The 23,552-nt window shown below is 55.5% G+C and carries 19 protein-coding genes and 1 tRNA gene; 7 read left to right on the forward strand and 13 right to left on the reverse strand.

All coding sequences use genetic code 11. The features are described 5' to 3' along the window. Positions 1 to 29 precede the first annotated feature (29 nt). Positions 30 to 1,457: a mannose-1-phosphate guanylyltransferase/mannose-6-phosphate isomerase gene (locus HKD40_RS06865; RefSeq protein WP_169194993.1), complete on the forward strand. Its 1,428-nt coding sequence runs from the start codon at positions 30 to 32 to the stop codon at positions 1,455 to 1,457. A gap of 32 nt (positions 1,458 to 1,489) precedes the next feature. Here HKD40_RS06865 and cysN read toward each other — a convergent pair whose 3' ends face one another. Together cysN and cysD are read right to left on the reverse strand one after the other, a co-directional pair. Then, entirely contained in the window at positions 1,490 to 3,376 is a 1,887-nt protein-coding gene (gene cysN / locus HKD40_RS06870) for a sulfate adenylyltransferase subunit CysN (RefSeq protein WP_169194994.1), read from the reverse strand. Beyond that, positions 3,376 to 4,284 carry a sulfate adenylyltransferase subunit CysD gene (gene cysD, locus HKD40_RS06875; RefSeq protein WP_169194995.1) on the reverse strand — a complete coding sequence of 303 codons (909 nt, stop codon included), beginning with the start codon at positions 4,282 to 4,284 and terminating at the stop codon, positions 3,376 to 3,378. Before cysD ends, cysN begins: the two co-directional genes overlap by 1 nt. Positions 4,285 to 4,591: 307 nt before the next feature. Here cysD and HKD40_RS06880 point away from each other — a divergent pair. Continuing rightward, positions 4,592 to 4,667 (forward strand) — tRNA-Thr (locus HKD40_RS06880). A 331-nt stretch (positions 4,668 to 4,998) separates the two neighbouring features. Here the strand turns inward: HKD40_RS06880 and HKD40_RS06885 are convergent. From HKD40_RS06885 to HKD40_RS06895, 3 genes are all read right to left on the reverse strand, one after another. Continuing rightward, positions 4,999 to 5,727, reverse strand: a complete 729-nt coding sequence (locus tag HKD40_RS06885; protein WP_169194996.1) for an outer membrane protein — start codon at positions 5,725 to 5,727, stop codon at positions 4,999 to 5,001. Between the two features lie 458 nt (positions 5,728 to 6,185). Continuing rightward, entirely contained in the window at positions 6,186 to 8,204 is a 2,019-nt protein-coding gene (locus HKD40_RS06890; RefSeq protein ID WP_169194997.1) for an EAL domain-containing protein, read from the reverse strand. A gap of 341 nt (positions 8,205 to 8,545) precedes the next feature. Continuing rightward, the gene (locus HKD40_RS06895) at positions 8,546 to 9,019 is read right to left on the reverse strand and encodes an oxidoreductase (protein ID WP_169194998.1); all 474 of its coding nucleotides are present in this window, start codon (positions 9,017 to 9,019) and stop codon (positions 8,546 to 8,548) included. Positions 9,020 to 9,377: 358 nt separating this feature from the next. Here HKD40_RS06895 and HKD40_RS06900 point away from each other — a divergent pair, with 358 nt between their 5' ends. From HKD40_RS06900 to HKD40_RS06910, 3 genes are all read left to right on the forward strand, one after another. Beyond that, positions 9,378 to 10,166, forward strand: coding sequence for a Wzz/FepE/Etk N-terminal domain-containing protein (locus tag HKD40_RS06900; protein WP_169194999.1), 789 nt, complete (start codon positions 9,378 to 9,380; stop codon positions 10,164 to 10,166). Between the two features lie 147 nt (positions 10,167 to 10,313). Beyond that, positions 10,314 to 11,156, forward strand: coding sequence for a CpsD/CapB family tyrosine-protein kinase (locus HKD40_RS06905; RefSeq protein WP_169195000.1), 843 nt, complete (start codon positions 10,314 to 10,316; stop codon positions 11,154 to 11,156). A gap of 124 nt (positions 11,157 to 11,280) precedes the next feature. Then, positions 11,281 to 12,057 carry an NAD kinase gene (locus HKD40_RS06910; RefSeq protein ID WP_248305947.1) on the forward strand — a complete coding sequence of 259 codons (777 nt, stop codon included), beginning with the start codon at positions 11,281 to 11,283 and terminating at the stop codon, positions 12,055 to 12,057. Here HKD40_RS06910 and HKD40_RS06915 read toward each other — a convergent pair. The 3 genes from HKD40_RS06915 to HKD40_RS06925 all read right to left on the reverse strand — a co-directional run bounded on the left by HKD40_RS06915 (position 12,054) and on the right by HKD40_RS06925 (position 14,850). Next, positions 12,054 to 13,250, reverse strand: a complete 1,197-nt coding sequence (locus tag HKD40_RS06915; RefSeq protein WP_169195002.1) for a DUF2336 domain-containing protein — start codon at positions 13,248 to 13,250, stop codon at positions 12,054 to 12,056. The genes HKD40_RS06910 and HKD40_RS06915 overlap by 4 nt on opposite strands. A gap of 119 nt (positions 13,251 to 13,369) precedes the next feature. Continuing rightward, positions 13,370 to 14,170 (reverse strand): transglycosylase SLT domain-containing protein, encoded by an 801-nt coding sequence (locus HKD40_RS06920; RefSeq protein WP_169195003.1) that lies wholly within the window; start codon positions 14,168 to 14,170, stop codon positions 13,370 to 13,372. 101 nt (positions 14,171 to 14,271) lie between these two features. Further along, positions 14,272 to 14,850 (reverse strand): nitroreductase, encoded by a 579-nt coding sequence (locus HKD40_RS06925; protein ID WP_169195004.1) that lies wholly within the window; start codon positions 14,848 to 14,850, stop codon positions 14,272 to 14,274. 187 nt (positions 14,851 to 15,037) lie between these two features. On the opposite strand from HKD40_RS06925, the gene HKD40_RS06930 reads away from it, so the two are divergent. After that, positions 15,038 to 16,009 (forward strand): hypothetical protein, encoded by a 972-nt coding sequence (locus HKD40_RS06930; protein ID WP_169195005.1) that lies wholly within the window; start codon positions 15,038 to 15,040, stop codon positions 16,007 to 16,009. A 102-nt stretch (positions 16,010 to 16,111) separates the two neighbouring features. Further along, on the forward strand, positions 16,112 to 17,881 hold the full coding sequence (locus tag HKD40_RS06935; RefSeq protein ID WP_169195006.1) for a hypothetical protein: 1,770 nt from the start codon (positions 16,112 to 16,114) through the stop codon (positions 17,879 to 17,881). A gap of 38 nt (positions 17,882 to 17,919) precedes the next feature. Here HKD40_RS06935 and HKD40_RS06940 read toward each other — a convergent pair whose 3' ends face one another. The 5 genes from HKD40_RS06940 to thrS all read right to left on the reverse strand — a co-directional run bounded on the left by HKD40_RS06940 (position 17,920) and on the right by thrS (position 23,484). Further along, on the reverse strand, positions 17,920 to 19,329 hold the full coding sequence (locus tag HKD40_RS06940; RefSeq protein WP_169195007.1) for a phosphomannomutase: 1,410 nt from the start codon (positions 19,327 to 19,329) through the stop codon (positions 17,920 to 17,922). 44 nt (positions 19,330 to 19,373) lie between these two features. Continuing rightward, a complete protein-coding gene (locus HKD40_RS06945; RefSeq protein WP_169195008.1) occupies positions 19,374 to 20,690 on the reverse strand; it encodes a UDP-glucose/GDP-mannose dehydrogenase family protein in 1,317 nt (438 codons plus the stop codon). Between the two features lie 11 nt (positions 20,691 to 20,701). After that, positions 20,702 to 21,133: an alternative ribosome rescue aminoacyl-tRNA hydrolase ArfB gene (arfB, locus tag HKD40_RS06950; protein WP_169195009.1), complete on the reverse strand. Its 432-nt coding sequence runs from the start codon at positions 21,131 to 21,133 to the stop codon at positions 20,702 to 20,704. A gap of 132 nt (positions 21,134 to 21,265) precedes the next feature. Beyond that, positions 21,266 to 21,490: a hypothetical protein gene (locus HKD40_RS06955; RefSeq protein WP_169195010.1), complete on the reverse strand. Its 225-nt coding sequence runs from the start codon at positions 21,488 to 21,490 to the stop codon at positions 21,266 to 21,268. Then, positions 21,490 to 23,484: a threonine--tRNA ligase gene (thrS, locus tag HKD40_RS06960; RefSeq protein WP_169195011.1), complete on the reverse strand. Its 1,995-nt coding sequence runs from the start codon at positions 23,482 to 23,484 to the stop codon at positions 21,490 to 21,492. Before thrS ends, HKD40_RS06955 begins: the two co-directional genes overlap by 1 nt. Positions 23,485 to 23,552: the final 68 nt, after the last annotated feature.

Below are 23,552 nucleotides of genomic sequence, written 5' to 3' on the forward strand. Positions count from 1 at the left end.
ATCGCGCAGAAAGTACTGAGGCGAAACTGGTGAACCATCCCGTTATTCCTGTCATTCTCGCTGGCGGTCAGGGCACACGTCTATGGCCGATGTCCCGCGCGGCACGCCCAAAGCAGTTTCTGCCGCTCACCGGAGAGAAAAGCCTCTATCAACTCACGCTTGAGCGCGTTGCACGGCCCGACGTTTATGCAGCGCCGATCGTCATCACCAATAGCGAGTATCGCTTCATCGTGGCCGAGCAGGCCGCGGAATGTCATCAGTCGCTTGCCGCAATTTTGCTTGAACCAGTGGCCCGAAACACAGCTGTCGCTATCGCGAGCGCCGCCGTTTATGCACGACAGAAGTTCGGTGAGGATGCAATCCTTCACATTCTGGCATCAGATCACGACATCGACGCATCGGCCGACTACTATAGCGCCGTGACGCGCGCGGCCAATGCTGCGCGTGCGGGCAAGCTCGTCACCTTTGGCATTGCCCCCACACATCCTGAAACGGGCTATGGCTATATCCAATCAGCAGCGAGTGTCGGTGCGGAAGCGCAGCCGGTTGACCGCTTTGTTGAAAAGCCAAACCTAGATCGTGCAACGGAAATGCTGGCAACAGGCGGATATCTTTGGAACTCCGGAATGTTCATGCTGGCCGCTCAAGCAATCCTTGAGGAGTGTGAAGCGCTAGCTCCTGAGACCTATAGAGCGGCCACAGACGCCGTGGCTTCTGCCAAGAGCGATCTCGATTTTGTTCGTCTCGATGAGGCTAGCTTCGCCCAAGCGCCGAACATTTCCATAGACTACGCTATCTTCGAGAAAACCAAAAAAGCGGCGGTCATAGCCGTAGATTTCGCATGGTCAGATCTCGGCAGCTGGGACGCCGTCTGGAAGAACAGTTCTCGTGACGCGTCTGGAAACCTTGTGCAAGGAAAAGCGACGCTCGAAAACGTATCGCAGTCCCTCGTTATTTCCGACCACGCCCACGTTGCGGTCAACGGCCTCGACAATGTCGCTGTAATCGCGACAAACGACGCCGTCTATGTCGGAAAACTATCCGAGGCGCAAAAGGTCGGCGACATCGTTAAACGCCTCCGCAAGGACGAGGCCACTGCTCCGCTCACTGAAATCCACCGAACGGCATACCGGCCTTGGGGTGGATATTCGTCGATCCTTAGCGGCGACCGTTTCCAAGTGAAGCGCCTGTTCGTTAAGCCGGGTAAAAAGCTGAGCTTGCAGAAGCATCACCACCGCGCTGAACATTGGATTGTGGTGCGCGGAACTGCGCTCGTCACCATCGACGGCACAGTCACGGAAATTTCGGAAAACCAGTCGATCTACTTGCCCCTCGGTTGCGTCCATCGCCTGGCGAACCCCGGCAAGATTCTATTGGAGTTGATCGAAGTTCAAACGGGCTCTTATTTAGGCGAGGATGACATCATCCGCATCGAAGACGAATTCGGTCGTAGCTAAAAATAAGGGGCGCCCAGGAGGTGCCCCTTATTTTAGAGCTTGAGGAAGATGTGAAGCTGATCCGCCAGCTCGACTGTCTCCCCTTCCGCTCCGTGCAATACCAATTCTGGCTGCCTCGGCACTTCAAATGGCGAGTCTATGCCGGTAAAATTCTTGATCTCCCCAGCCCGCGCCTTCTTGTAGAGACCCTTCGGGTCCCGTGCCTCACAGACCTCAATCGGCGTATCGACATAGACTTCGGTAAACTCGATATCGCCCGCTATCTCACGCGCCAACCGCCGTTCATTCTCAAAGGGTGAGATAAACGACACGAGTACAATCAGCCCGGCGTCCGCCATAAGCTTAGCCACTTCCGACACACGTCGGATGTTTTCTACTCGCGCCGCCTCAGTGAACCCAAGGTCCTTGTTGAGCCCGTGGCGAACATTGTCACCGTCCAAGATATAGGCGTGTCGGCCTTCGGCCGTCAGGCGTTTCTCCAGCAAATTGGCAATGGACGACTTTCCAGAGCCGGATAGCCCGGTGAACCAGATGATCCGCGGCTCCTGGCCCTTTAGACGCGCCCGCACCTCCCGGTTAACGTCAAAACTTTGATACGTCAGGTTTTGGGCTCGGCGAAGGCCAAAGTCGATCGTCCCCGCGGCCAGCGTCGCATTGCTCAAACGATCAATCAGAATAAACCCGCCCGTCACCGCGTTCGTCCCATACGGATCAAACGCAATCGCCTTATCCGTCGCCAGCGTCACCGTCGCGACTTCGTTGAGATCAACCTTTGTCGCTGCGGCGTGCTCCAGCGTATTGACGTTGGTGCGGTATTTGATGTCGGTAATCGTCGCAGGGACCAGCTGCCCACCGATTTTCAGCAAATAGGAACGCCCAGCAAAAGCGGGCTCTTCATGCATCCAGACCAGCCGCGCCTGAAACTGATTGGAAAACTCCGGTGTTTCCCCGGGCCGAGACAAGACCTCGCCACGCGACACCTCTACTTCACGATCCAGCACCAGCGTCACCGCCTGTCCGGCGCCTGCCTGGGAGAGGTCGCCATCCATAGTGACAATCCGGTTGATCACTGCGGGCTTACGCGATGAGGCAACCAAAACCTCGTCCCCCACCGCGATACTGCCCGTCGCTATCGTGCCTGAGAACCCGCGAAAATCGAGATTGGGCCGGTTCACCCATTGCACGGGAAATCGAAACTGGTCTGCACTCCGGTCCGACGAAACATTAATCGTCTCCAGATACGGCACCAGCGGCAGGCCCGTATACCAGGGCGTCTGCCCACTCGGGGTCACGATATTATCCCCTCGCAGTGCCGACACAGGAATGGCGGCCAGCGTCTTAAAGCCCAGAGTCTCAGCAAAGGCCCCGTATTCAGACACGATCCGATCAAACACCCCTTGGTCGTAATCCACCAAGTCGATCTTATTGACCACCAGCACCACGTGCTTCACGCCGATGAGCGAGAGAATAAAACTGTGGCGGCGCGTCTGAGTCAGCACGCCCTTGCGCGCATCGATCAGCACCAGCGCCAGATCCGCGTTCGAAGCCCCCGTCGCCATGTTGCGGGTATATTGCTCGTGCCCCGGCGTATCGGCGACAATGAACTTGCGCTTGTCGGTCGAGAAAAACCGATAGGCTACGTCAATAGTAATGCCTTGCTCCCGCTCAGCACTCAGCCCATCAACCAAGAGCGAAAAATCAATTCCCTCATCACCAACGCTGCGATTGCGCGACTCTTTCTTTAAGCTCGCCAACTGATCGTCCAAGATCTGCTGGCTGTCATAGAGCAACCGCCCAATCAGCGTCGATTTACCGTCATCCACGCTCCCACAGGTGAGGAAGCGCAGCAGCGATTTCTCCTTCTGCTGACCGAGCCAGATATCGAGATCATTCTCCGCAAGAGCCATAACAGCAGACATCAGAAATACCCTTCCTGCTTTTTCTTCTCCATCGACCCCACAGAGTCGCTGTCGATCAACCGCCCCTCACGTTCCGAGGTCCGGCTCGCCTGCATTTCCATGATGATACTGGGAAGGTCTGAGGCCGAAGATCGAATGGCGCCGGTGAGCGGATAGCAACCAAGCGTTCGGAACCGCACCACCTCTTCTTTCGGCGTCTCACCGGGCAACAATGGCAGGCGCTCATCATCGACCATGATCAGCGTGCCAGAGCGTTCCACCACCGGGCGCGGCTTAGCGAAATAGAGCGGCACAATTGGAATGTTCTCAGCGTAGATATAGGTCCACACGTCCAACTCGGTCCAATTGGAGATCGGAAATACGCGCATGCTCTCACCGGGATTGAGCCGCGTATTAAACGTCCGCCACAGCTCTGGTCGCTGGTTCTTCGGATCCCAAGCATGGGAAGCATTGCGATGCGAGAACACACGCTCCTTGGCACGCGATTTTTCTTCATCTCGCCGTGCCCCGCCAATCGCCGCATCATACTGCCCAGCAGTGAGCGCCTGACGCAGCGCCGCGGTTTTCATAATGTCAGTATAGCGCGACGAACCGTGATCGAAGGGATTGATCCCATCCCGGACACCATCCTGATTGGTGTGGCGGATCAGATCAAAGCCATAGTCCTCAGCCGTCTGATCTCGAAACGCGATCATTTCGCGGAACTTGAAAGTCGTATCGACGTGTAGGAGCGGGAAAGGAATCTTGCTTGGATAGAAAGCCTTGCGCGCCAAATGTAGCAGCACACTAGAATCCTTACCGATGGAGTACATCATCACGGGACGCTCGAAGCTCGCCGCAACCTCCCGCAGGATCTCAATACTTTCGGCTTCCAGGGCCTGCAGATGGGTTAGTCGTGTCGTCGTCACGTCGCATCCACTCCAAACTAATTACTGCCAACTCCAAGGCAGTAAACTTGGCCGGAAACTAGTGCCGAAACACCTCCATAGACAAGCCATCAACTCGCCCAAACCCTTTCATTACAATAGGTTGGAGCAAATTTGTGCAACACTTACTCAAGCCACAACAATCCAGTGCGGAACGCACCACAGTTAGATTACTCTTGATGCGCGATAGGCCCAGCGAACGAAAAAAAAGTTCTACCCAGCAAAAACGTGGACAGTGCGCGCATGCTATTGCCCTCACCAAAGCGAGGTGCTAATTCGCTGCCTGTGTGCCGGTATAGCTCAGTTGGTAGAGCACCTGATTTGTAATCAGGGGGTCACGGGTTCGAACCCTGTTGCCGGCACCATTCAAACTCCCCACTACGTTGCCTCACCAGAAACCCACTCAGTGGGTGTGCTAGTCCACATCCAGACACAACTGAAACAGTTGGGCCAAAGATCTGACGACATGCGAGACAGCTCCTCGACCACTCCCCAAAATCTTCACTCTTGAGCGGCGAAACAAGGGAAAGGCTGGAACGAAAACGGCTGCCCATCGCTGTTCACAAACTAATGCAAATGAGGTCGGCGAGGCACTTCGTTACAAGCCAGTACGAAGCCTCATTCGTCTAAACTGCGACCGAAAAAGAAAAAACCGGCACGAGTGCCGGTTCTCAAAGATTTTGATAAAAACTTAAATCAGAACCGGTAATTCAGTCCGACTTTTACCGTATGAATATGGTTATTAAAGTCAAACGGCTGCGACATATCACCGTCTACGTGGCCGTAGGTTTTAGTGCCGAAATCAGCAAACATATATTCGGTCTTGAACGTCCAATTATCGCTTAGAGCGTGCTCCATACCCGCCCCAACGGTCAGACCAGTACGCGTCTCTTCGCCGAAGCCAGCTTCGTTACCGTCGAACCCCCACTTGCCTCTGCCGTCTTCGTTGCCGATACCGTCAAATTCACCGCCAGCGTTTCTCATATTAGCAAAAACAACACCGCCCTTGCCATAGAACAAAGTATTGTTGGCTACATAACCTACGCGGCCAGTTAGAGCGCCATAGAAGCCGTACTGAGTATAGACACCGTCATCGTCGTCGGTTGGATCGACATAGAGCTTGTCATTGGAAATCCAACCCAACTCTAGCTCGGGACCAAATACCCAGTTACCGTTCTGGAAATTGTAGCCTGCCGCCACGCCGCCGATTAGACCAGCATCGGTCATGCCAAGGATGGCACCAGGTGGGCCCCACTCCTCGCCCGTCACGTCGGTCCCAGTCGTCTTACTATTTGTCCAGCCGCCAAAGGCGCCAATATAAGCGCCGGCCCAGCTAGCGCTCGGCGCGTCGATGCTCAATGGATCCGCACTCACCTGACCGGTCAAACCAAACAGCAATGCTGCAGCAATCAAATTTATTTTCATGGGAAATCCGCCCCGCTATATACTTGAGCAATAAATGATTTCCCTGGAAGGGTTTAGTTAAATTTTCGGAATTTCTACAAAATAAAATGCGATTAACGTTCACGCCATTTTCGAAGGCACAACATTATCTAAGGATAGTGAGCGGCTGTAGGCTATTCCAATAGGGCTATAGCCTGAGCGTATAAAACTCGCCGCCCCCCTCTATTGCCGGAGCATCTCGCGTGTAAACTTGCTGCAATTGCTTGAATATGGGCGGCATGCGGCAGCCTAATATCACTGCCAGGGTGTTGTTGATCTATTTACACGGTGGGTCAACGGGCAACGAAGTCTGCCGCGCAGATATCCGAGCAGGCGCTATGGCGCCAAGTGCTTCTTCTTTGCAAAGACCGACGGAAACTCGCGCTTTTCTCTGCACATTCAACGCTCTACACCAAATAGGCGACAAATGGCCAATTGCGCTATGCAGGCCGAGGTAGCGCGTTTAACTGCGTCACGCCGCCCATGCGCCCTTCGACCAGCTCCATAAATTGAGGAAGCGGCACAGGTCGGCTGAAATAATAGCCCTGCGCTTCAATGAACCCGGCATTGGTAATAATCTCGAGCTGAGCTGCGGTTTCCACGCCTTCAGCTGTCGTCTTCATCCCTAGATTCTTCCCCAAGCTCGCGATGGACTGCAAAATTGGAAGACTGTCCGGCCAGCGATCGACATCTCGCACAAAACTTTGGTCGATCTTGATCTTATCAAATGGGAAGCGCTGTAGATAACTCAGCGACGAATATCCCGTCCCAAAGTCGTCTAGGGCAATCGTCAGGCCCAAACTCTTGAGTTGGAGCAGCGCCTCGAGATTTGCGTCATTCTTCTGCAGCAATACAGATTCAGTGATTTCAAGCTCAAGACGTGATGGATTGAGCCCGCTCTGGACAAGGGCAGCAGCAACGCTCTTGACGAGATTGCTGTCCCGGAACTGCATAGGCGAGAGATTCACGGACACGCTAATGTCGCCAGGCCATTGAAGCGCATCGCGACACGCGCGCTGCAAGACCCACTCGCCAAGCTTATTGATGAAACCGGTCTCTTCGGCAATGTGAATGAACTCGCCCGGAGGCACGAGGCCCCTCTCCGGGTGACGCCAGCGCAGCAATGCTTCACCAGCAACGATCTTGCCTGTCTTGAGCAGAACTAGTGGCTGATAGTGGACCTCGAATTGTCCAAGCTCGATCCCCTGACGCATGTCGATGTCGAGGTTGCGCCTATGTTGCAGATCCTCAAGCATCCGCATCGAGAAGAAGCGATAGGCCGCCCTCCCTTCTGCCTTAACATTATACAGCGCCAAATCCGCGTTCTTCATAAGAGTATCAGGATGCAGATCGGTTTCGAATGCGAGTGCAATGCCGATGCTGGTGCTCACAGACACTTCATGCCCAAAAATGAGGTATGGTTCACCAATGACGGTCAGCAGGCGTGCTGCCAAGCGCCGGCAACTCTCCTCGGCATCGCCCTTACTGACATGCAGAATGGCAAATTCGTCCCCACCTAGGCGCGCAACGATGTCGCGAGGATCGACCGTGGACATAATTCGAGCAGCCACATCGCGTAGCAGCTCGTCGCCAACTTGGTGCCCAAGCGTATCGTTGACCTCTTTGAAGCGATCGAGATCCAAGTACAGCACAGCCAGGCCTCGGCCCGCGTCCTTGTTTTGCCGCAGAGCTTGCGCAGTGCGCTCCCAGAAGTAGAGGCGATTGGCCATGCCCGTCAGCGCATCGTGCCGTGCCATCTGGACGACGCGATCCTGCGCGCGTTGGCGCTCTGTAATATCCTCAAAGGTACAGACCCAACCGCCTTCAATCGTCTTTTCCCGCGAGACCCTAAGCACAATGCCATTCGGCATGTGCTGCACGCGGCTACTCAGAATAGTTATATCGTCGCTGCTTTCGCCGTCTGCCGCCGTATCCGCAAAAATGTCGCCGCCCGATAAATGGCCGTCCAGAGCTTCGCTAATATGGATACCTTCCCAGTTGCGCGAAGCATCGAGCGAAAACAGTTCTAAAAAGCGAGCGTTATAGACAATCAAAGTGTCTTCATGATCGAGCAGACACAGCCCCACTGACATCGCTTGTAGCGCCGCATCAAAACGAGCGTTTTGGATGACAAGCGACTGCTCTTTCTGACGCAACACATCCTGCGCGCGACCCAAGAGCCGATTGTGGAACAGCAACATGCCAACGAGCAAGCAGCCGCCTCCAATCAAGCCAAACGCCACGCCTGTGAATGCCCATTGCAAATCGAATAAGGCGCGCCGATCACGATTGAGATTTGCCGAGTTCCACGTGTTTGCATCGACGGATAGCCGCGCCAATTTTGGAAATATGGGCTCAAGTATACTTAGGATTTCAGCAGGTTTTCCCGGCTCGTCGAGCTCATCCAACATTGGCTCAACCCGAACCAATGCCGCACCGAGCTCTTGTAATGTCGCCACGCTCAGGGGTGACTGTCCGAGAAATACGGAAGCTTCTCTTCCGTTCAGAGTACTCAAGCGACTGACGACAATGTCAAACCTTAGGCGGACTTCATTCTCATCCACTCCGGGAAGCCCAGCGGCGTACCCGCTCACCCTATGCTCTAGGCGAGAGAATTCGCTTGGAGCTTGCGTAAACATCCACGTGACGTTCCAGAGACCGGCTTGGTCCAGCGCCGCATACCGATCATACAGAAGGAGCGTAATGTAACTGGCGGCAGTCACAAAACCGACGACCAGAACCGCCAATATAATCCGCAATGGGTGCATTTTACGTCCTGTGCCCTTTCATGAGCGTCAGGCTAGGGGATGGCAATGGCCTTAACCTGCCACACGGCGCGCCCGTGATAGGGCTGCTGGCGCAATGCCGGATTTTCATCAAAGGGATAGACGATGAAGAATGGCCCCTTGTCAGACACCGGCATATATTCCCCATCCCTTTTGATGGCTAGGATCGGACCGAACTCGGCAAAATCACTTGTGGGAATGTCCACGCTATAATCGTTAAGGGCCGTAACGATAGCCATGGCGCCATCCGCACCACTCACTTCAAGAAGATGGCTCAGCGCAACGCCCTTGTATTGAACGACGCCCTCAGTCCAGGGGCTTGTGGTGCTAATCTCCGTCTGAGGCATGGCCTCCAGCGCATCGCGATCATATACGACCGTATTGGAACCAGCAGTCAGAGTGAGAGTTGGCAGATCGGCGGCATATACGGGCTGAAAGCTCAGGGCGACAGCCACCAGAATATTCAAAATTATAGTTCTACGACGCATCGCATTCATCCCATGTGGGCTGGAATTTATGACATCCAATTTTTCACAGAAATCTCTGAACACTCTTATGTTTAAACACGAAATACGATTAATCCTAAGCTTTTAAAAATATCAGCAGATTGACCATACGGGGCATCGCTCTAGCAAAGCCATATCGGCAGAGGTCCAAGAATTCTCGATGCCGATCTTGTACCCTGTAAGGTCAACGCGCCACTCAGAAAAAGGTGGCATGTGGGCGCAAATAATTGCTGCGCATTAAATTATTTTCAATTCCGGCCACCACTACTGAAAAAACCAATATTCAAGACGTATCCTTATTGATAAAGCTAAACACGACAACCAAACAAAGAATATCGAAATGGAAAGAGCCGAAATAGATATTCGGCAAATACTTCTATCAATACAACGACAATCACTCCTGGCTTTGGGAGTGGCGTTTATTTTTATTGCAATTGCAGCAACACATCTTTTCCTGACAAAACCGCTCTACACCGCGACAGCACTTGTCTTATTCGATCCGAGCGACAAAAATCTATTAGATCCAACCTCGAGCTCAGACGCCGGTGGTGAAGCCAGTGCGAGGATCGATAGTGAAGTCGAATTCATCCGGTCCGACGCCGTTCTCCTCGAAACAATCCGGCGGACACCAATAGGGGCAATGTTAGCGGATACTCCAGCCCCAGCAGGACTCGCGCAAAGAGCGCTCGCAACTCTGGGCCTAGTGAGCCACACTAAACCAAGCACCGCTGAAGCATTGCATAGCGCGCTCACAAAAATGCGCAGATCAACCACTGTGAAACGACGTGGCGAGACCTTCATCATTGCCATTACTGCGCATTCCGCTAGTCCCGAGCGTGCTGCAACTGTCGCCAATAGCCTTGCCGAAACCTATATCGCAGCTCAGCTTCGCCACAAGATTTCCAACCTCGAAAATCATCGGGCGATCCTTGCTCGCCATTTAGAAGATGCAAAAATCGATATCGCCGATGCAGCTGCTGAGCGAGATCGCAGCTTCGATATGAGCCACCCCCTACCCGCCCAACAAACAGACCAAGCAGCATTTCATCGACCCATGGTCGGGCCAGGCATCGTTGAGAGCCAACACGAACTCTTACGCAACGCCGATGTCGCCACCGCCCAATACTAGTCACTTATCGACCGGCTTCGTGATCTAACCGCACAAACCGATCTTCAGGTTGCGAACAGCCAAATCATATCGGCAGCGATTGTGCCGCTCTACCCTTCCAGCCCAAACTACGGCCTTACACTCACTCTATCAGCGCTAGCAGGCTTGATGGCGGGTATCGCACTGGCACTGCTTTATGAGCACCTGATCGGTGGCTTTATGACCGATGAGCAAATGGCCAGCGCGCTTAAACTGGACGAGGCCAGCGTGCTGCCGCGTGCCCGCCCCCGAACAGACGCAGATTCTGTTGCAGAATTGATCGTCGAAGACCCCAATTCTGCCTACTCCGAAGCCGTACGCAGATTGCGGGCCTCAATAGGCTTCGCACTCTCACCATCAAAGTCTGTAACCGATGGTGGCTTGGTCATTATGGTGTGCTCGACAACCATTGGGGAGGGAAAGACCACGTTGGCCGTTGCGCTAGCGCGGTGTTTTGCTCGTTCCGGCGCCAGTACGCTGCTCATCGATGGCGATCTCCGTGATCCCGGCGTCCATCGCAACCTCAAAATCGGGCCATCGCTGGCTCTTGTCGACCACCTTGTTAGGCCAATCACTGACACAAATTTCGACACCCTCGTCACAACGGATCCGTTGAGCCCGCTCAGTGTCGTCGTCGGGGCCGAAAGGGAAGACATTTCACCGACTGACTTGCTTGGTGGAAGAGGCTTTGAACATTTGATTACAAAGGCGCGCAGCCACTTTGACATCGTAATTATCGACACCGCCGCCATGGGTGAGCTCGCTGATACCCTCTATGTGACACCCTTAGTTCAAGTCGCGCTGCTCGTTTCGCATTGGGCAACCACGCCCCAGCACACGGTCAAGAAGACACTGCGGGCACTCCGCAGTGCAGGCAACCTATCGCTGCTCGTCATCCCTGTTCTCGCTCAACAAAAAGAACGCAGGCAAAAGCCTAAGCTTCACTTTCGGCGCTACGGTGCTGAAATCTGATCGAACAGAACACTCGCGGCCTGCTCTTTCAGCAAGTACTGAATTGGGGGAGGTCTACGCCTTGTGCAGGATGGTCCGCCGCACCCTAGCATGCTAGGCAAGAGCGACTTCAATGGAGCCGCACTTGTCCGACCTATCTTTGTCGCGGATATGTTTCGTATCGAACAACACCTCAGCTGCTGATGAAGCCGCTGCAAGGCTACGCCTCGCTTATGGCGCCCATGAACTGGCTGACGCTGACGTCGTTGTTGCTCTCGGCGGCGATGGCTTGATGTTGCAGACATTGCATCAGGTGATGGGCCAGAACATCCCCGTCTACGGCATGAACTTCGGCTCGGTTGGGTTCATGATGAACCCATACAACGAAGAGAACCTTCTCGAACGTCTCAATGACGCGCAGCGGACGCATATCTATCCACTGTCGATGACGGTTACGGATCAATCCGGCGAGACGCGCTCGGCACTAGCCATCAATGAAGTGTCCCTGTTCCGCTCAACCTACCAAGCCGCGAAACTGCAGATTTTGGTCGATGGCGAAGTGCGTCTGGAAGAATTGATTTGCGATGGCGCCCTCCTCGCAACGCCGGCCGGGTCCACCGCATATAACCTCTCTGCGCATGGTCCGATCCTGCCTATCGAGGCTCCGCTGCTGGCCCTTACCCCAATCTCGCCGTTCCGCCCACGCCGCTGGCGCGGTGCCATTCTATCGAACCGCGCAGAAGTCACGTTCCTCACGCGTGAAAGCGACAAGCGACCTGTAAGCGCCGTGGCAGACAATGTGGAATTTCATAATGTTGCATCTGTGAGCGTACGCGAAGATCGAACACACGCCGTAGCGTTGATGTTTGATCCCGGCACCAGTCTGGAAGAGCGGGTCCTAACGGAACAGTTCCGCTTCTAGGCCGCCGGCAGCGCAATGCGCTCCTCGGCTGGCGCGGGGAGCGCGAACGCACCCATGCGGTGTTCTGCAAAAGCTGAAACCACACCTCGCGCAGCCTGTCGCGCTAAGGTGATATTTTGCTCACTCAAATACCCGAATGCTTCCTCAAGCTCGAATGGGATGTCGTTCGAATACTCCGCCAACAGCTCTTCAGTCAGCGCGGTAACCACATAGTGGCGCGCCGACACATCGTCAGAAAGATCTGTCATACGGGCGTGTTGAATGAACCGCACCATCAGCCCGACGACAGATGGTGCCAGCCCAGCCCGCGCAAAGAGTGCCGCAACCGTTGCACGTCCACCCGAGTTGAGCACGGAGAACACCTTCTCAGTCTTCACGCCTGCCAAATGCCCTATGCAATCGCAGAAGAAGAGCACGCGGCCATTGACCAGCGCGTGCAGCAGAGTGCGCGTGTTGAGGTTTTCGCTAACGGCAAGGTCATCCACATAACGCGTGTCACCGTCACTCGCCTCGCCGATCACTGAAATAGCCGTATCAAGACTGTCGCGAAGTATTTTATTGAGACGCCCACTCGGCAACGAGCCCTTCACGACCCGACAAGACTTCAGCCCCTCAGCCACAGCGCGAATGAGAATTAGTCGCCCTTGTGCCGGCAAGTCATGTCTCGCCAACAATGCACCGCGGACCTGTGGGTCACCCGAATGGCGCATCGCCAAAGCCAGAAGCACCTCAGCAGGCGCAGCGACCTCTAACCGCCGCAACAGCAACAAAGAGACTTCGCGCTGTTCGGCCTCTAACATCATTCCCGCTAGCCGCGCGCTAATAGACCGACGCTGCGCAATCGCGAGCAGGTCAGAAATTTCGCCTCGCCGGATCAACGGCGCAAGATCCGCATCGATTAGAACGGGCGAATATTGCAGCACTGCCCGCGAGATTACCGGGCTATCGCCCAACAACGACAAGATGACAGGACGCGGGGCAGTGTCAGCGTGCAGTAGCCCAAAGGCCAATGCCGCACGAACTTTAACCGAGGGATCATCGAGAAAGCCAATCAGGGCTGCATAGAGCGCGGCGTGTTCTTCGGCATGCCCACGATGGTCGAGATAGGCCAAAGCAGCCAGATGAGCGGCATGACCACGCGCATCACTGTCTGCCGATTGACACAGCTCAGCAAAGGCTTGGTATCCGACCATACACTTCCTCCAGCACTAGGAAATGAAAGTACTGTCAGAAGTTTAAGGAAGCGTTCACCATAAACGACGGCAGCGCGGATACTATAAAATACTTATGCGCTTTGTCTGATCGCTAAAACTTACTGGCTATAGAGCTGCGTGAAGAATGCGGCATTGCCGTTTCCCTCATCAGCCGCTGCTTCTGGCTCTGTTCGAAATAGACCAGTAAAAGACATATTCGCCGGAGAAAACCGCGAAGGAACCGCAGGCTCAATCGGTTTCGTTGGCGTGGACGAACTGATCTGCTGTGCTGCAAAACCAGCGTTGGCCTCGGCATTATGCTTTGCTACAAGCACCTGATAAACTTCACGAATAGTACGTGGTTTACCTGAGCCGTCATAAAATATCGTTTGGTTTGCATTCGCCTGCTTCGGGAACAGGTTGACCGCAACTTGCTCGGGATTTTGCAATCCCGCCTGGAACATGCGCTCCGCGCCCTGGGCACCCAGAAAATGCGCGATATAGAGTTCGCCAGCGCTAGGCATTCGCCCAAACGCGGTCTTCAGAAAATCTCCATTTGAACGCGTGAAGGCTGCGGCCAAATCAGCTGCAATCTGTGGGTTCTCGCGCAAAGCAAGAATCTCAGCTTTCTTCCGGGGATCTCGAACGACGTAATCGCCATCAGACGTGCGTGTGATTTCGTCGGCGTACCTCTGATAGCCAAGCCGAGGGCCGTCGGTTTTCATCACCTGCAGCCAAGTCCCTTCCAGAAACTGGAATAGACCAACAGCTGACGATGTTCTGGCCTTGGCACTGGGATTGAGACTGCTCTCACGTACTGCGGTCTGCAGCAAGTAGCTGAAATCCACACCGCTTTTTTCCCCCGCAGCAGTAAGCGCGTTGACCAAATTCTGGGGAATTGAAACGGGTTTGATGCCCATTCGATCGCGCGTGTCCTGTGAATCAGCTTTCCCAAGCCTACCACAAGACACACAGCAATATTTTGTTAACTTAAGGACACGCCGCAAAACTGTGCGGGTTTTTAGCCCTCATAATACGAAACGACCGATGTCAAATCCGGGCGCGGGCGCTCTTCAGGCGTAACACTCGGCGTGCCGATGTGAACGAAACCGACAAATTGCTCACCCTCTTTCGCGCCAAGCATGCTCGCGGCTTCCTGATCGAAGGCAAACCAGCGGGTGATCCACGACGCTGCATAGCCATGGGCATGCGCTGCGTGAATGAGATTGAACGCAACATTGCCCGCAGAGAGCACCTGTTCGAGTTCTGGCACCTTGGGGTGCTCTTGCGGACGCGAGATCACACCAATGGTGAGCGGCGCAGGCAGGAAACGCTTCCGCTCGACGTCCAATGAAGCGTCGTCATAGGTGGGAAAGCGCTTCCGAGCGATCTCAGCCAAACGCTCGCCGACAAGCGCACGAGCTTCCCCTGCGTAAACCATCAGCCTCCAAGGCGTGATCTTACCGTGATCAGGGACGCGCGTTGCGATGGTCAGAATAGTATCCAGTTCGGCCTGGCTCGGGCCAGGTTCATTCAGAAACCCAAGGCCGACCGAACGACGAGTGAGGAGATAATCGCGCAGCGCAGTGTTGACGGCCATGATGGTTCCTTTCCCAATGCTCGTGCAATAGTCCCCCACTGCCTGCGCGCCAAGTCTTTCCTGCGGCAATCTTGGGCAAAGCGCTGCGCCCTGTTCCAAAATGGCGTAGGGTATGACACAGCTTTTCCGCAATGATTGGTTAGAGACGACCTGAGAGTCGCCTGCCCTGCGTTCCTTGGGAGACCTTATGCGTTTTGCTCCACTCCTAGCGATATTGGCCGTCCTGCTGACTGCCGTTCCAACAGCTATGGCTCCCGTCGCCAGCTATGCCCAAGCTAGCGCCGAAATCCCGCCCCTACCGCGTCCACGCCCGGATCGGAACGCGCAGCCGGAGGAAATAAGCCCCGAGCAGGAACGCGCTGCCGTTGAGGCACAGGCCGCAATTGAAGCTGCGGCCGACATCCCTCAGCCAGTGACGCTTAGCGCTCGGATAATCGAAGGCGGCACCCCGATCACCGAAGGCCTTATCTGGCGCGTTTTTGAGGGCAACCCCGATGAAAGCGGCGAGATGGCATTGGTTGCCAAGGCGGAAACCGCCAATGCTCGCATCGAACTCCGTCCCGGCGAATACATGCTTCATGTCGCCTATGGACGTGCTCAATACAGCGAATCCATAACAATCCTGCCCGGTGGTATGCAGAAGGACGTCATTCTGAATGTTGGCGGACTGCGTCTGCATTCTGCCGTTACCGGTGACATCCCCATATCGCCGCAGCTTTTGACATTTGAAATTTACACCACTGGAGACGGCGCTAATCGCGCGCTGATCGCTGACGGTATCCGCACGAACGAGATCGTCACCCTCAATGCGGGGACCTATCAGATTGTCTCCCATTTCGGCACGATCAACGCCGAAGTGCGTGCAGACCTGCGCGTTGAGCCCGGTCAGATGACAGACGCTACGCTCTACCATCACGCAAGCGAGGTCGGCTTCAAGCTCGTTTCTGAAACAGGTGGCGAGGCTATTGCCGACGTCGAGTGGACCGTTAAAGACGCCACCGGCGCCACGCTCTTTACAGATCGCGGAGCCTTTCCGAGCACCGTTCTCGCTGAGGGAGATTACAGCGTCCTTGCCAAATTAGGCGATCGGGTGTTCAATCGAGATTTCCAGATCATCCCCGGAAACTCGAACGAGATCGAAGTCCTTACCTCGATTTAACTATGCGAAAGAATGCGGCCTCTCAGGCCGCATTTTTGTCTTTAGTGTCATATAGTCCAATCAGAGATAGGATCGAGCTGATCCACTGTGAGGAGATATGGCATGCCCAAGCTGAAAACGGCGCCCAAATATGTGGCCGTTTCCTTAGCAACACTTGCGCTTTGCGTTTCAGTGCAACCCACATTCGCGCAAGACCAGTCCACCGAGACAACGGCACCCACCGATACGTCCGCCGACACGACAATTGCCCTGACGTCTCTTGTGGCGGTCAACTCCTCCCTAGACGATGACAGCCTTCGTGCGGCCATTAGTGATGCACTCATCGGTCACGAAAACGAGCTCCGTGAGTGGAACGCAGATTCTCTGACGATCCCCGAGATCCTTGTCACAATCGCGCCTAAGACCAAAAAGGCGAAGTCGACCACGATCACCTACAGCGATGTCGTCCTGACCAATGTACGCGCTGGTACCGCGGAGACGATGACCATTGGCGCGATTGCCACCTCGAACAAGCACGGCGCGATCCAGGTCGACAGCCTTACTTTCGATAACATTAGCCTCGCCAATATCGCCCGTACCACCACGCCAAGCGTAGCCGCGGAAGACACATTTTATCCGCTTTATGGCAACTTCAGTATCGCCGGGGCAAGCCTGAATGCCGACGATACCGAATGCGCCATAGGCTCCATATCGGGGGCAGACGTGCAGATGCGCCCTGTAGGAGAAGCCGTCGCCAATTTCATCAAGCTTGCCGATAGCGACATTTGGGATGGAAGCGACGATCTAGCGCTTTTGGCCCCCCTGCTCACCAGCTACGCGCATCTGGTTACCTCTGTAAAATCCGGCCCGTCCGAAGTCGAAGATTTCTACTGCCGCGAAGTGTCCGGTGACGACGAAAACAAGTTCAACGACCGCGTCGATATCGAGACGATCTCGATCGCCGCGATCGAGCCAGGCTTCTCCCCGGCCGTAACGGCAAAAAACATTCGCGGCACCTTCGAAGACGAGAACCACCTCTCGATCACTGAAATCTCCTCCAAGCCGTCTGACTTCACCGACATCATCGCAGCGATCGAAGCGGCTCCGCAGCCGATCACCGAAGAATGGATGGACACCAACCAGCGCCTACTGTCGCCGAACTTTGCAGGTCTGTCGTTTACGGGCTTGGAACTCGACTTCGTGGACGACGAACCCTTTAAGCTCACCGTCGCAGATTTCGACCTCACGCTGGCCAATTACATCAACGGAATTCCGTCGAAGGCCGACGTCTCTGCCAACAATATCATCGTCAACATTCCTGAGAACGAGAGCGATGAACTTCTATCGATGATGCTCTTGGCCGGTCTCACCGAAATCAACGGCAGCTTCCGTGTTGCCGGAGAATGGACCGAAGCGGACGAGGCGATCACCCTTGAAGAGATTTCCTTCGACCTCAAAGATATGGGTTCCGTGAAACTTGATGGCCTGCTCGTCAACGCCTCGCCAACGCTCTTTGACGTCGACTACATCAAGGCACTCGCCGCAAGCCGTGCTCTCGCCCTCGGAACCCTCAATCTCTCCACGGTCGACAACGGCATTAGCGAAGTGGTTCTCGCAGCCGTCAGCGGCGAAATGGGCGCCGACGCCAACGCCATGCGCCCGGTTTACGCGGATTTGGTGAAGGGTACGATTATCGCCTATCTCGCCGACCTCGCAGACGCAGCGGATCTCGGCGATGCTGTCAGCAAATTCGTTGCTGGCACAGCCAAGACTCTGAACATTGGCATCGCAGCCAAATCAGAAAACGGCATTTCGCTCGAGGAATTTGAAGCGGCGGAAGACGATCCAATGGCCATTCTGGCCAAGATCAACGTCACCGCCAACGCGCAATAAGACAAAAGGGGCCGGTCAACCGGCCCCTATTTTTTTGGTTAAGCTACAGCTTGCGCCGCGATTTGCAGACCCCACGCAAGCAGTTCGTCTGCCCGCTCTCTCGTCGAGCCCTCAACATAAACACGCAGTTCCGGAGCATTCCCCGAGGCCCGGAAATGCACCATATCGCCCGAACTGGTGCGGAACTGTAGACCGTCAATATCAGAAAACCCGGAGATACCATGCGGCGCGAACACCTGCTCCGCATAGGCACGATCTTCGCCTAGGCGCTTCAGAAACGCGCCGCTCTTCTCGCTGGGCACGTCTTGCAAGCGATCCGCAACAGCATGCTGCAACGGCAGATCAGCGACGATTTCTGCCACGGATTGTTTCGCAGCTGCGGCCAACCCAAGCACTGCAAGAATAGGCAGAACAGCATCACGTGTTTCAAGAGGCGCTAGGCGCTTACCGTTCACAAGCACACCCTGCCCCACAAATGTCCCGCCGTTGGCCTCAAAGCCGATAGCAGGCCCTTCGGCGCCCTCAAGTTCGGCCACCACATAAGGCGAGCCCACGCGCGTCCGAACAACGCTTTCAAACAAGCCTGTCCGCTCAATGGCAGAGTTCGAGGTCACAGGGGTCACAACAGTCTTGGCCGCGCAAAACTTGGCCGTCAGCAGGCCCAAGACGTCACCGCGTACGAACGCGCCGGTGTTGTCCATAAGAAGAGGACGATCCCCGTCTCCGTCTGCCGACACAATGGCATCGAGCTCATGTTCATCAAGCCACGCCTTAAGGGGCGCAAAAATGGCGTCGCCAAAGGCTTCCGTATCCACCGGGACAAAGTCGGTCCTGCGTCCAAGGCTCAGCGTTTCCGCCCCATGATGGCGCAAGACCCGGTGGAGAATATCGCGCGCGACTGTCGAGTGTTCATAGACACCCACACGCAGACCGTTGAGGGCGCCAATCGGCAGAATGGGCTCAAACCGAGCAATATAGCGCTCTGTCGCCGCGCCAAACTCATTTGCAGCACCATAGCCAGCGCCATCGATATCATCGTCCTGCAGCGCAGCGAGAATACCCGCTTCGTCTGCCTTCGAAATCTCGCCGGTCGGAACGTAGAATTTGAGCCCGTTTCGATCCGCCGGAATATGACTACCAGTCACCATGATCGCTGGCGAAGCATCGCTCATCGCATGCAGCGCCAAGGCTGGCGTTGGAACCGCTCCACAATCGACCGGCGTCATCCCCGCAGCGGTGACAGCAGCGGCGCAGTCCGCCAAAATGTCTGGGCTGGACGCGCGGAAGTCGCGCGCCAGATAGACTTTCCCACTCGTCGCAGTCCCCGCCTCTTTGAGGTAACGCAGGAAGGCGGCCGTATACCGCCTTGCAGCATTGCCCTGCAGATCCGTTACCAGCCCCCGTAGCCCACTGGTTCCGAACTTCAAGCTATTGGCTGGCGAGGTCATAGAGAGTTCCTGCTCAAATCGATTACGAATGCAAATACCGAGACTTATGGCAGACGGCTGGGTTTACCAAGGCCGAGATAGCCCAAGCCATGCTTGGCCACATCGGCTTCGCGGTAAACATTTCGCAGATCAACCAACAGACCGTCCGACATACGAGACTTCAACTGTGCAAGGTCTAGCGCACGAAATTCGTTCCACTCTGTGACCAAAACAACCGCGGACGCGCCGTCTGCAACCTCATATGCCGTATCGACCAGTGTGACATTTGGCAGGAGCGGTCTTGCCGCAGCCATCCCCTTGGGATCATAGGCCCGCACATGAGCACCAGCCGCTTCCAGTCCTGCTATAATGTCGAGGGACGGCGCATCGCGCATGTCGTCTGTTTCAGGCTTAAAGGTCAGACCCAACACACCAATGGTGCGCCCGGCCACCGAACCACCACAGGCCGCAATAACTCGTTGCGCCATAGCGCCCTTGCGCGCCACATTGACGTCGACAGTCGCCTCGACCAACCGCATCGGACTCGCATGCTCTCGGCCCATTTGCACAAGTGCCTGCGTATCCTTGGGGAAGCACGATCCGCCAAAGCCCGGTCCGGCATTGAGAAACTTCTCGCCAATCCGACGATCCAGCCCCATGCCCCGTGCAACTTCTTGCACATCCCCGCCAGCCGCTTCGCACAGCGAAGCCATTTCGTTGATAAAGGTGATCTTCATCGCCAAAAAGGCATTGGCGCCATACTTGATCAACTCAGCCGAACGACGAGACGTGAACAGGAGCGGCGACGAGTTGAGATTGAGCGGCCGATAAACCTCTGCCATCACAGAACGCGCGCGTTCATCTTCCAAGCCGACGACGACACGGTCAGGGTGTTTAAAATCGGCAATCGCCGCACCCTCACGCAAGAATTCGGGATTGGAAACGACGGCAACATCGGCCTCGGGATTGACCGAGCGGATCAACCGCTCGACTTCGTCACCCGTACCCACGGGCACGGTGGACTTGGTGACAACCACCGTGAAGCGTGTGATCAACGGGGCAATTTCCCGGGCAACATCGTAGACATAGGTCAGGTCGGCATGTCCGTCACCGCGGCGCGCCGGAGTGCCAACCGCGATAAAAATCACGTCAGCTTCGGCTACAGCATTGGCCAGCGCAGTGGTGAATTGCAAGCGTCCTGCTTCCACATTGGCAAGGACAATCTGATCGAGACCGGGTTCGTAAATCGGGATGATGCCGCTTTGTAACGCGGCAATCTTGGCCGCGTCTTTATCGACGCAAGTTACCGAATGGCCGAAGTCTGCGAAGCACACGCCGGACACCAATCCCACATAGCCCGAACCGATGACCGTGATCTTCATTGACTAGTCCCTCAATCGTCAACATTTGGCCGTCCGCGCATCTGCTTAATGCCTGACCGCACAGCTTTACCTTCCACGCGTCGCTTCTTGGACGCAAGGGTTGGACGGGTGGCGATACGCGGTTTCGGCGGATAAGCGCCCTCGCGGATAAGCGCAACCAGCCGTGCCACTGCTTCTGCTCGGTTCAGCGGTTGATCGCGGTGGGAATTGGAGGTGATGACGATGACGCCATCTTTGGTCAGGCGACTCCCTGCCAGATCGACGACCCGACGCTTGACTGGGTCAGGCAAGGATGGGGAATTGAGAAGATCAAAGCGCAGCTGCACCGCGCTGGCCACCTTATTGACGTTTTGCCCGCCCGGCCCCGAGCCGCGAACAAACGTCTCATCAATTTCCGAAGGATCAATCCGAAGGGTGCGGGTAATCTGAATAGGCTCAGCCATGATTACCCCCTCTTAGCCTCCCCCACTTGCGGGGGAGGAACACTTCCTGCCGATTGGCAAGACCACGCCATCAAACCGTTCTACGCCTCCCCCTACCAGGGGGAGGTCGGGAGGGGAAACCCCGGCGAAAGCCTACCGCTTCCAACGACCAGAGAAATACACTTCCTCGTCGTGGATGATGCGACCCTTTTCGGTGGTCCGGAACTTGCCCGGCTCGACCTCTTCAATCCACTTCTTCTTGAGCATAACGGCGAATGTCTTTTCGCCGACATCCTTGAAGTCGTCGGGGCCCATCACATTGCTCTCCCCCATATGGTAGAGAGCTTTCATTTCGCGATTAGACGGACGAAGTGGCATTATTCAGCCTTCGCCGCAGCAGCAGCCTTCAAATCCGGCGCGGTAGCCTCAGCCATCAGATCAACCAACGCGTCCATGAACGGACGGACCTGCTGACCTTCGGTACCAAGACGGCGCACCGAAACATTGCCTTCTTCCGCTTCACGACGGCCAACCACAAACATCAGCGGCACCTTGTTCACCGAGTGCTCGCGGACCTTGTAGTTGATCTTTTCGTTACGAGTGTCGATTTCGGCACGAATGCCGGCATCGCGCAGCTGACGGACCAGCTTCTCAGCGTAGTCGTCCGCTTCCGACACAATGGTCGCGACCACAACCTGGGTCGGGGCCAGCCACATTGGCATCTTGCCAGCGTAGTTTTCGATCAGAATACCGATGAAGCGCTCTAGCGAACCAAGGATCGCGCGGTGCAGCATCACGGCATACTGACGCGAACCATCCTCTGCCACATAGGTAGCGTTGAGGCGTTCTGGCAGAACATAGTCAAGCTGCAGCGTACCAACCTGCCAAGAACGACCGATCGCATCCTTGAGGTGGAATTCAAGCTTTGGCGCATAGAAGGCGCCTTCGCCTTCAGCGATTTCAAAGTCATAGCCAGTGGCGCGCAGAGCATCGCCCAGCGCCTTTTCAGCCGCATCCCAACGCTCGATGGTGCCACCGAACTTTTCCGGACGAGTTGCCAGCTTGATCACCACATTGCTGAACTCCATGTCCTTGTAGACGGAGTACAGCAGGTGCACGAAATGCTCGGTTTCGCTCTGGATCTGGTCTTCACGGCAGAAGATGTGCGCATCGTCCTGCGTCATCTGACGCACACGCATCAGACCATGCAGCGCGCCATGCGCTTCGTTGCGGTGGCAGCAGCCAAATTCGGCCATGCGTAACGGCAGATCGCGGTAGGACTTAATGCCCTGATTGAAGATCTGAACGTGCGCTGGGCAGTTCATTGGCTTGAGCGCCAACAGGTCTGCACCGGATTCAAATATCGGCTGATCGTCTTCCGTGTTCGGGACCTGATCAGGCACAACGAACATGTTTTCGCGATACTTGCCCCAGTGGCCGGACTGCTCCCAGAACTTGGCGTGCATCAGCTGAGGTGTTTTCACCTCAACATAGCCGGACTTGTCCAGGCGGCGGCGGATATAGGCTTCCATCTGGTTGTAGATGACAAAGCCACGTGGGTGCCAGAACACCGAACCCTGCGCTTCTTCCTGGAAGTGGAACAGGTCAAGGTCGCGGCCGATCTTACGGTGGTCGCGCTTCTCGGCTTCTTCCATCATAGTGACGTAAGCTTCGAGGTCTTCCTTGGTCGCAAAAGCGGTGCCGTAGATACGGCTCAACACTTCGCGATTGCTGTCACCACGCCAGTAAGCACCAGCAACCTTGGTCAGCTTGAAGGCCGTACCAACATCCTTGACCGAACGCATGTGCGGGCCACGGCAAAGGTCGATCCACTGACCCTGCTTATACATCTTCAGCGACTGATCAGCCGGAATAGCGTCAACCAGTTCAACCTTAAAATGCTCGCCCTTAGCGCGGAAGAAATCCTTGGCCTGATCGCGGGTCCAGATTTCCTTGGTGAAGGCCGCGCCACGATCAACGATCTCAGCCATCTTCTTTTCGATGACGCGCAGATCGTCTTCAGTGAACGGACCTGCCGGACGATAGAAATCGTAGTAGAAGCCGTTCTCGATAACCGGACCAATGGTCACCTGCGTGTCAGGCCAAAGTTCCTGCACAGCTTCAGCCAGCACGTGAGCGGCGTCGTGGCGGATGAGTTCGAGCACGTCCGCCGAACCGGAATCGCGCGTAACAAACTCGATCTTGCCGTCAGCGTCGAGCGCGTCAGAGAGATCGGCCAGCGCGCCGTTCCACTTCATCGCGACAGTCTTCTTTGCCAGCGACTTGGAGATCCCTTCCACGATCTCGGTGCCGGTAGTGCCGCGCGGAAATTCGCGAGCTGCACCATCGGGGAATGTCACCTTGATCGACATTTGAAGTCTCCAGAAATTTTTGGTTTGAAGCAGCCTCCACTGGGCTGCAAGGCGGCCTGAATAGCACG

The organism is Devosia sp. MC1541, assembly GCF_012847305.1.
GTDB lineage: Bacteria > Pseudomonadota > Alphaproteobacteria > Rhizobiales > Devosiaceae > Devosia.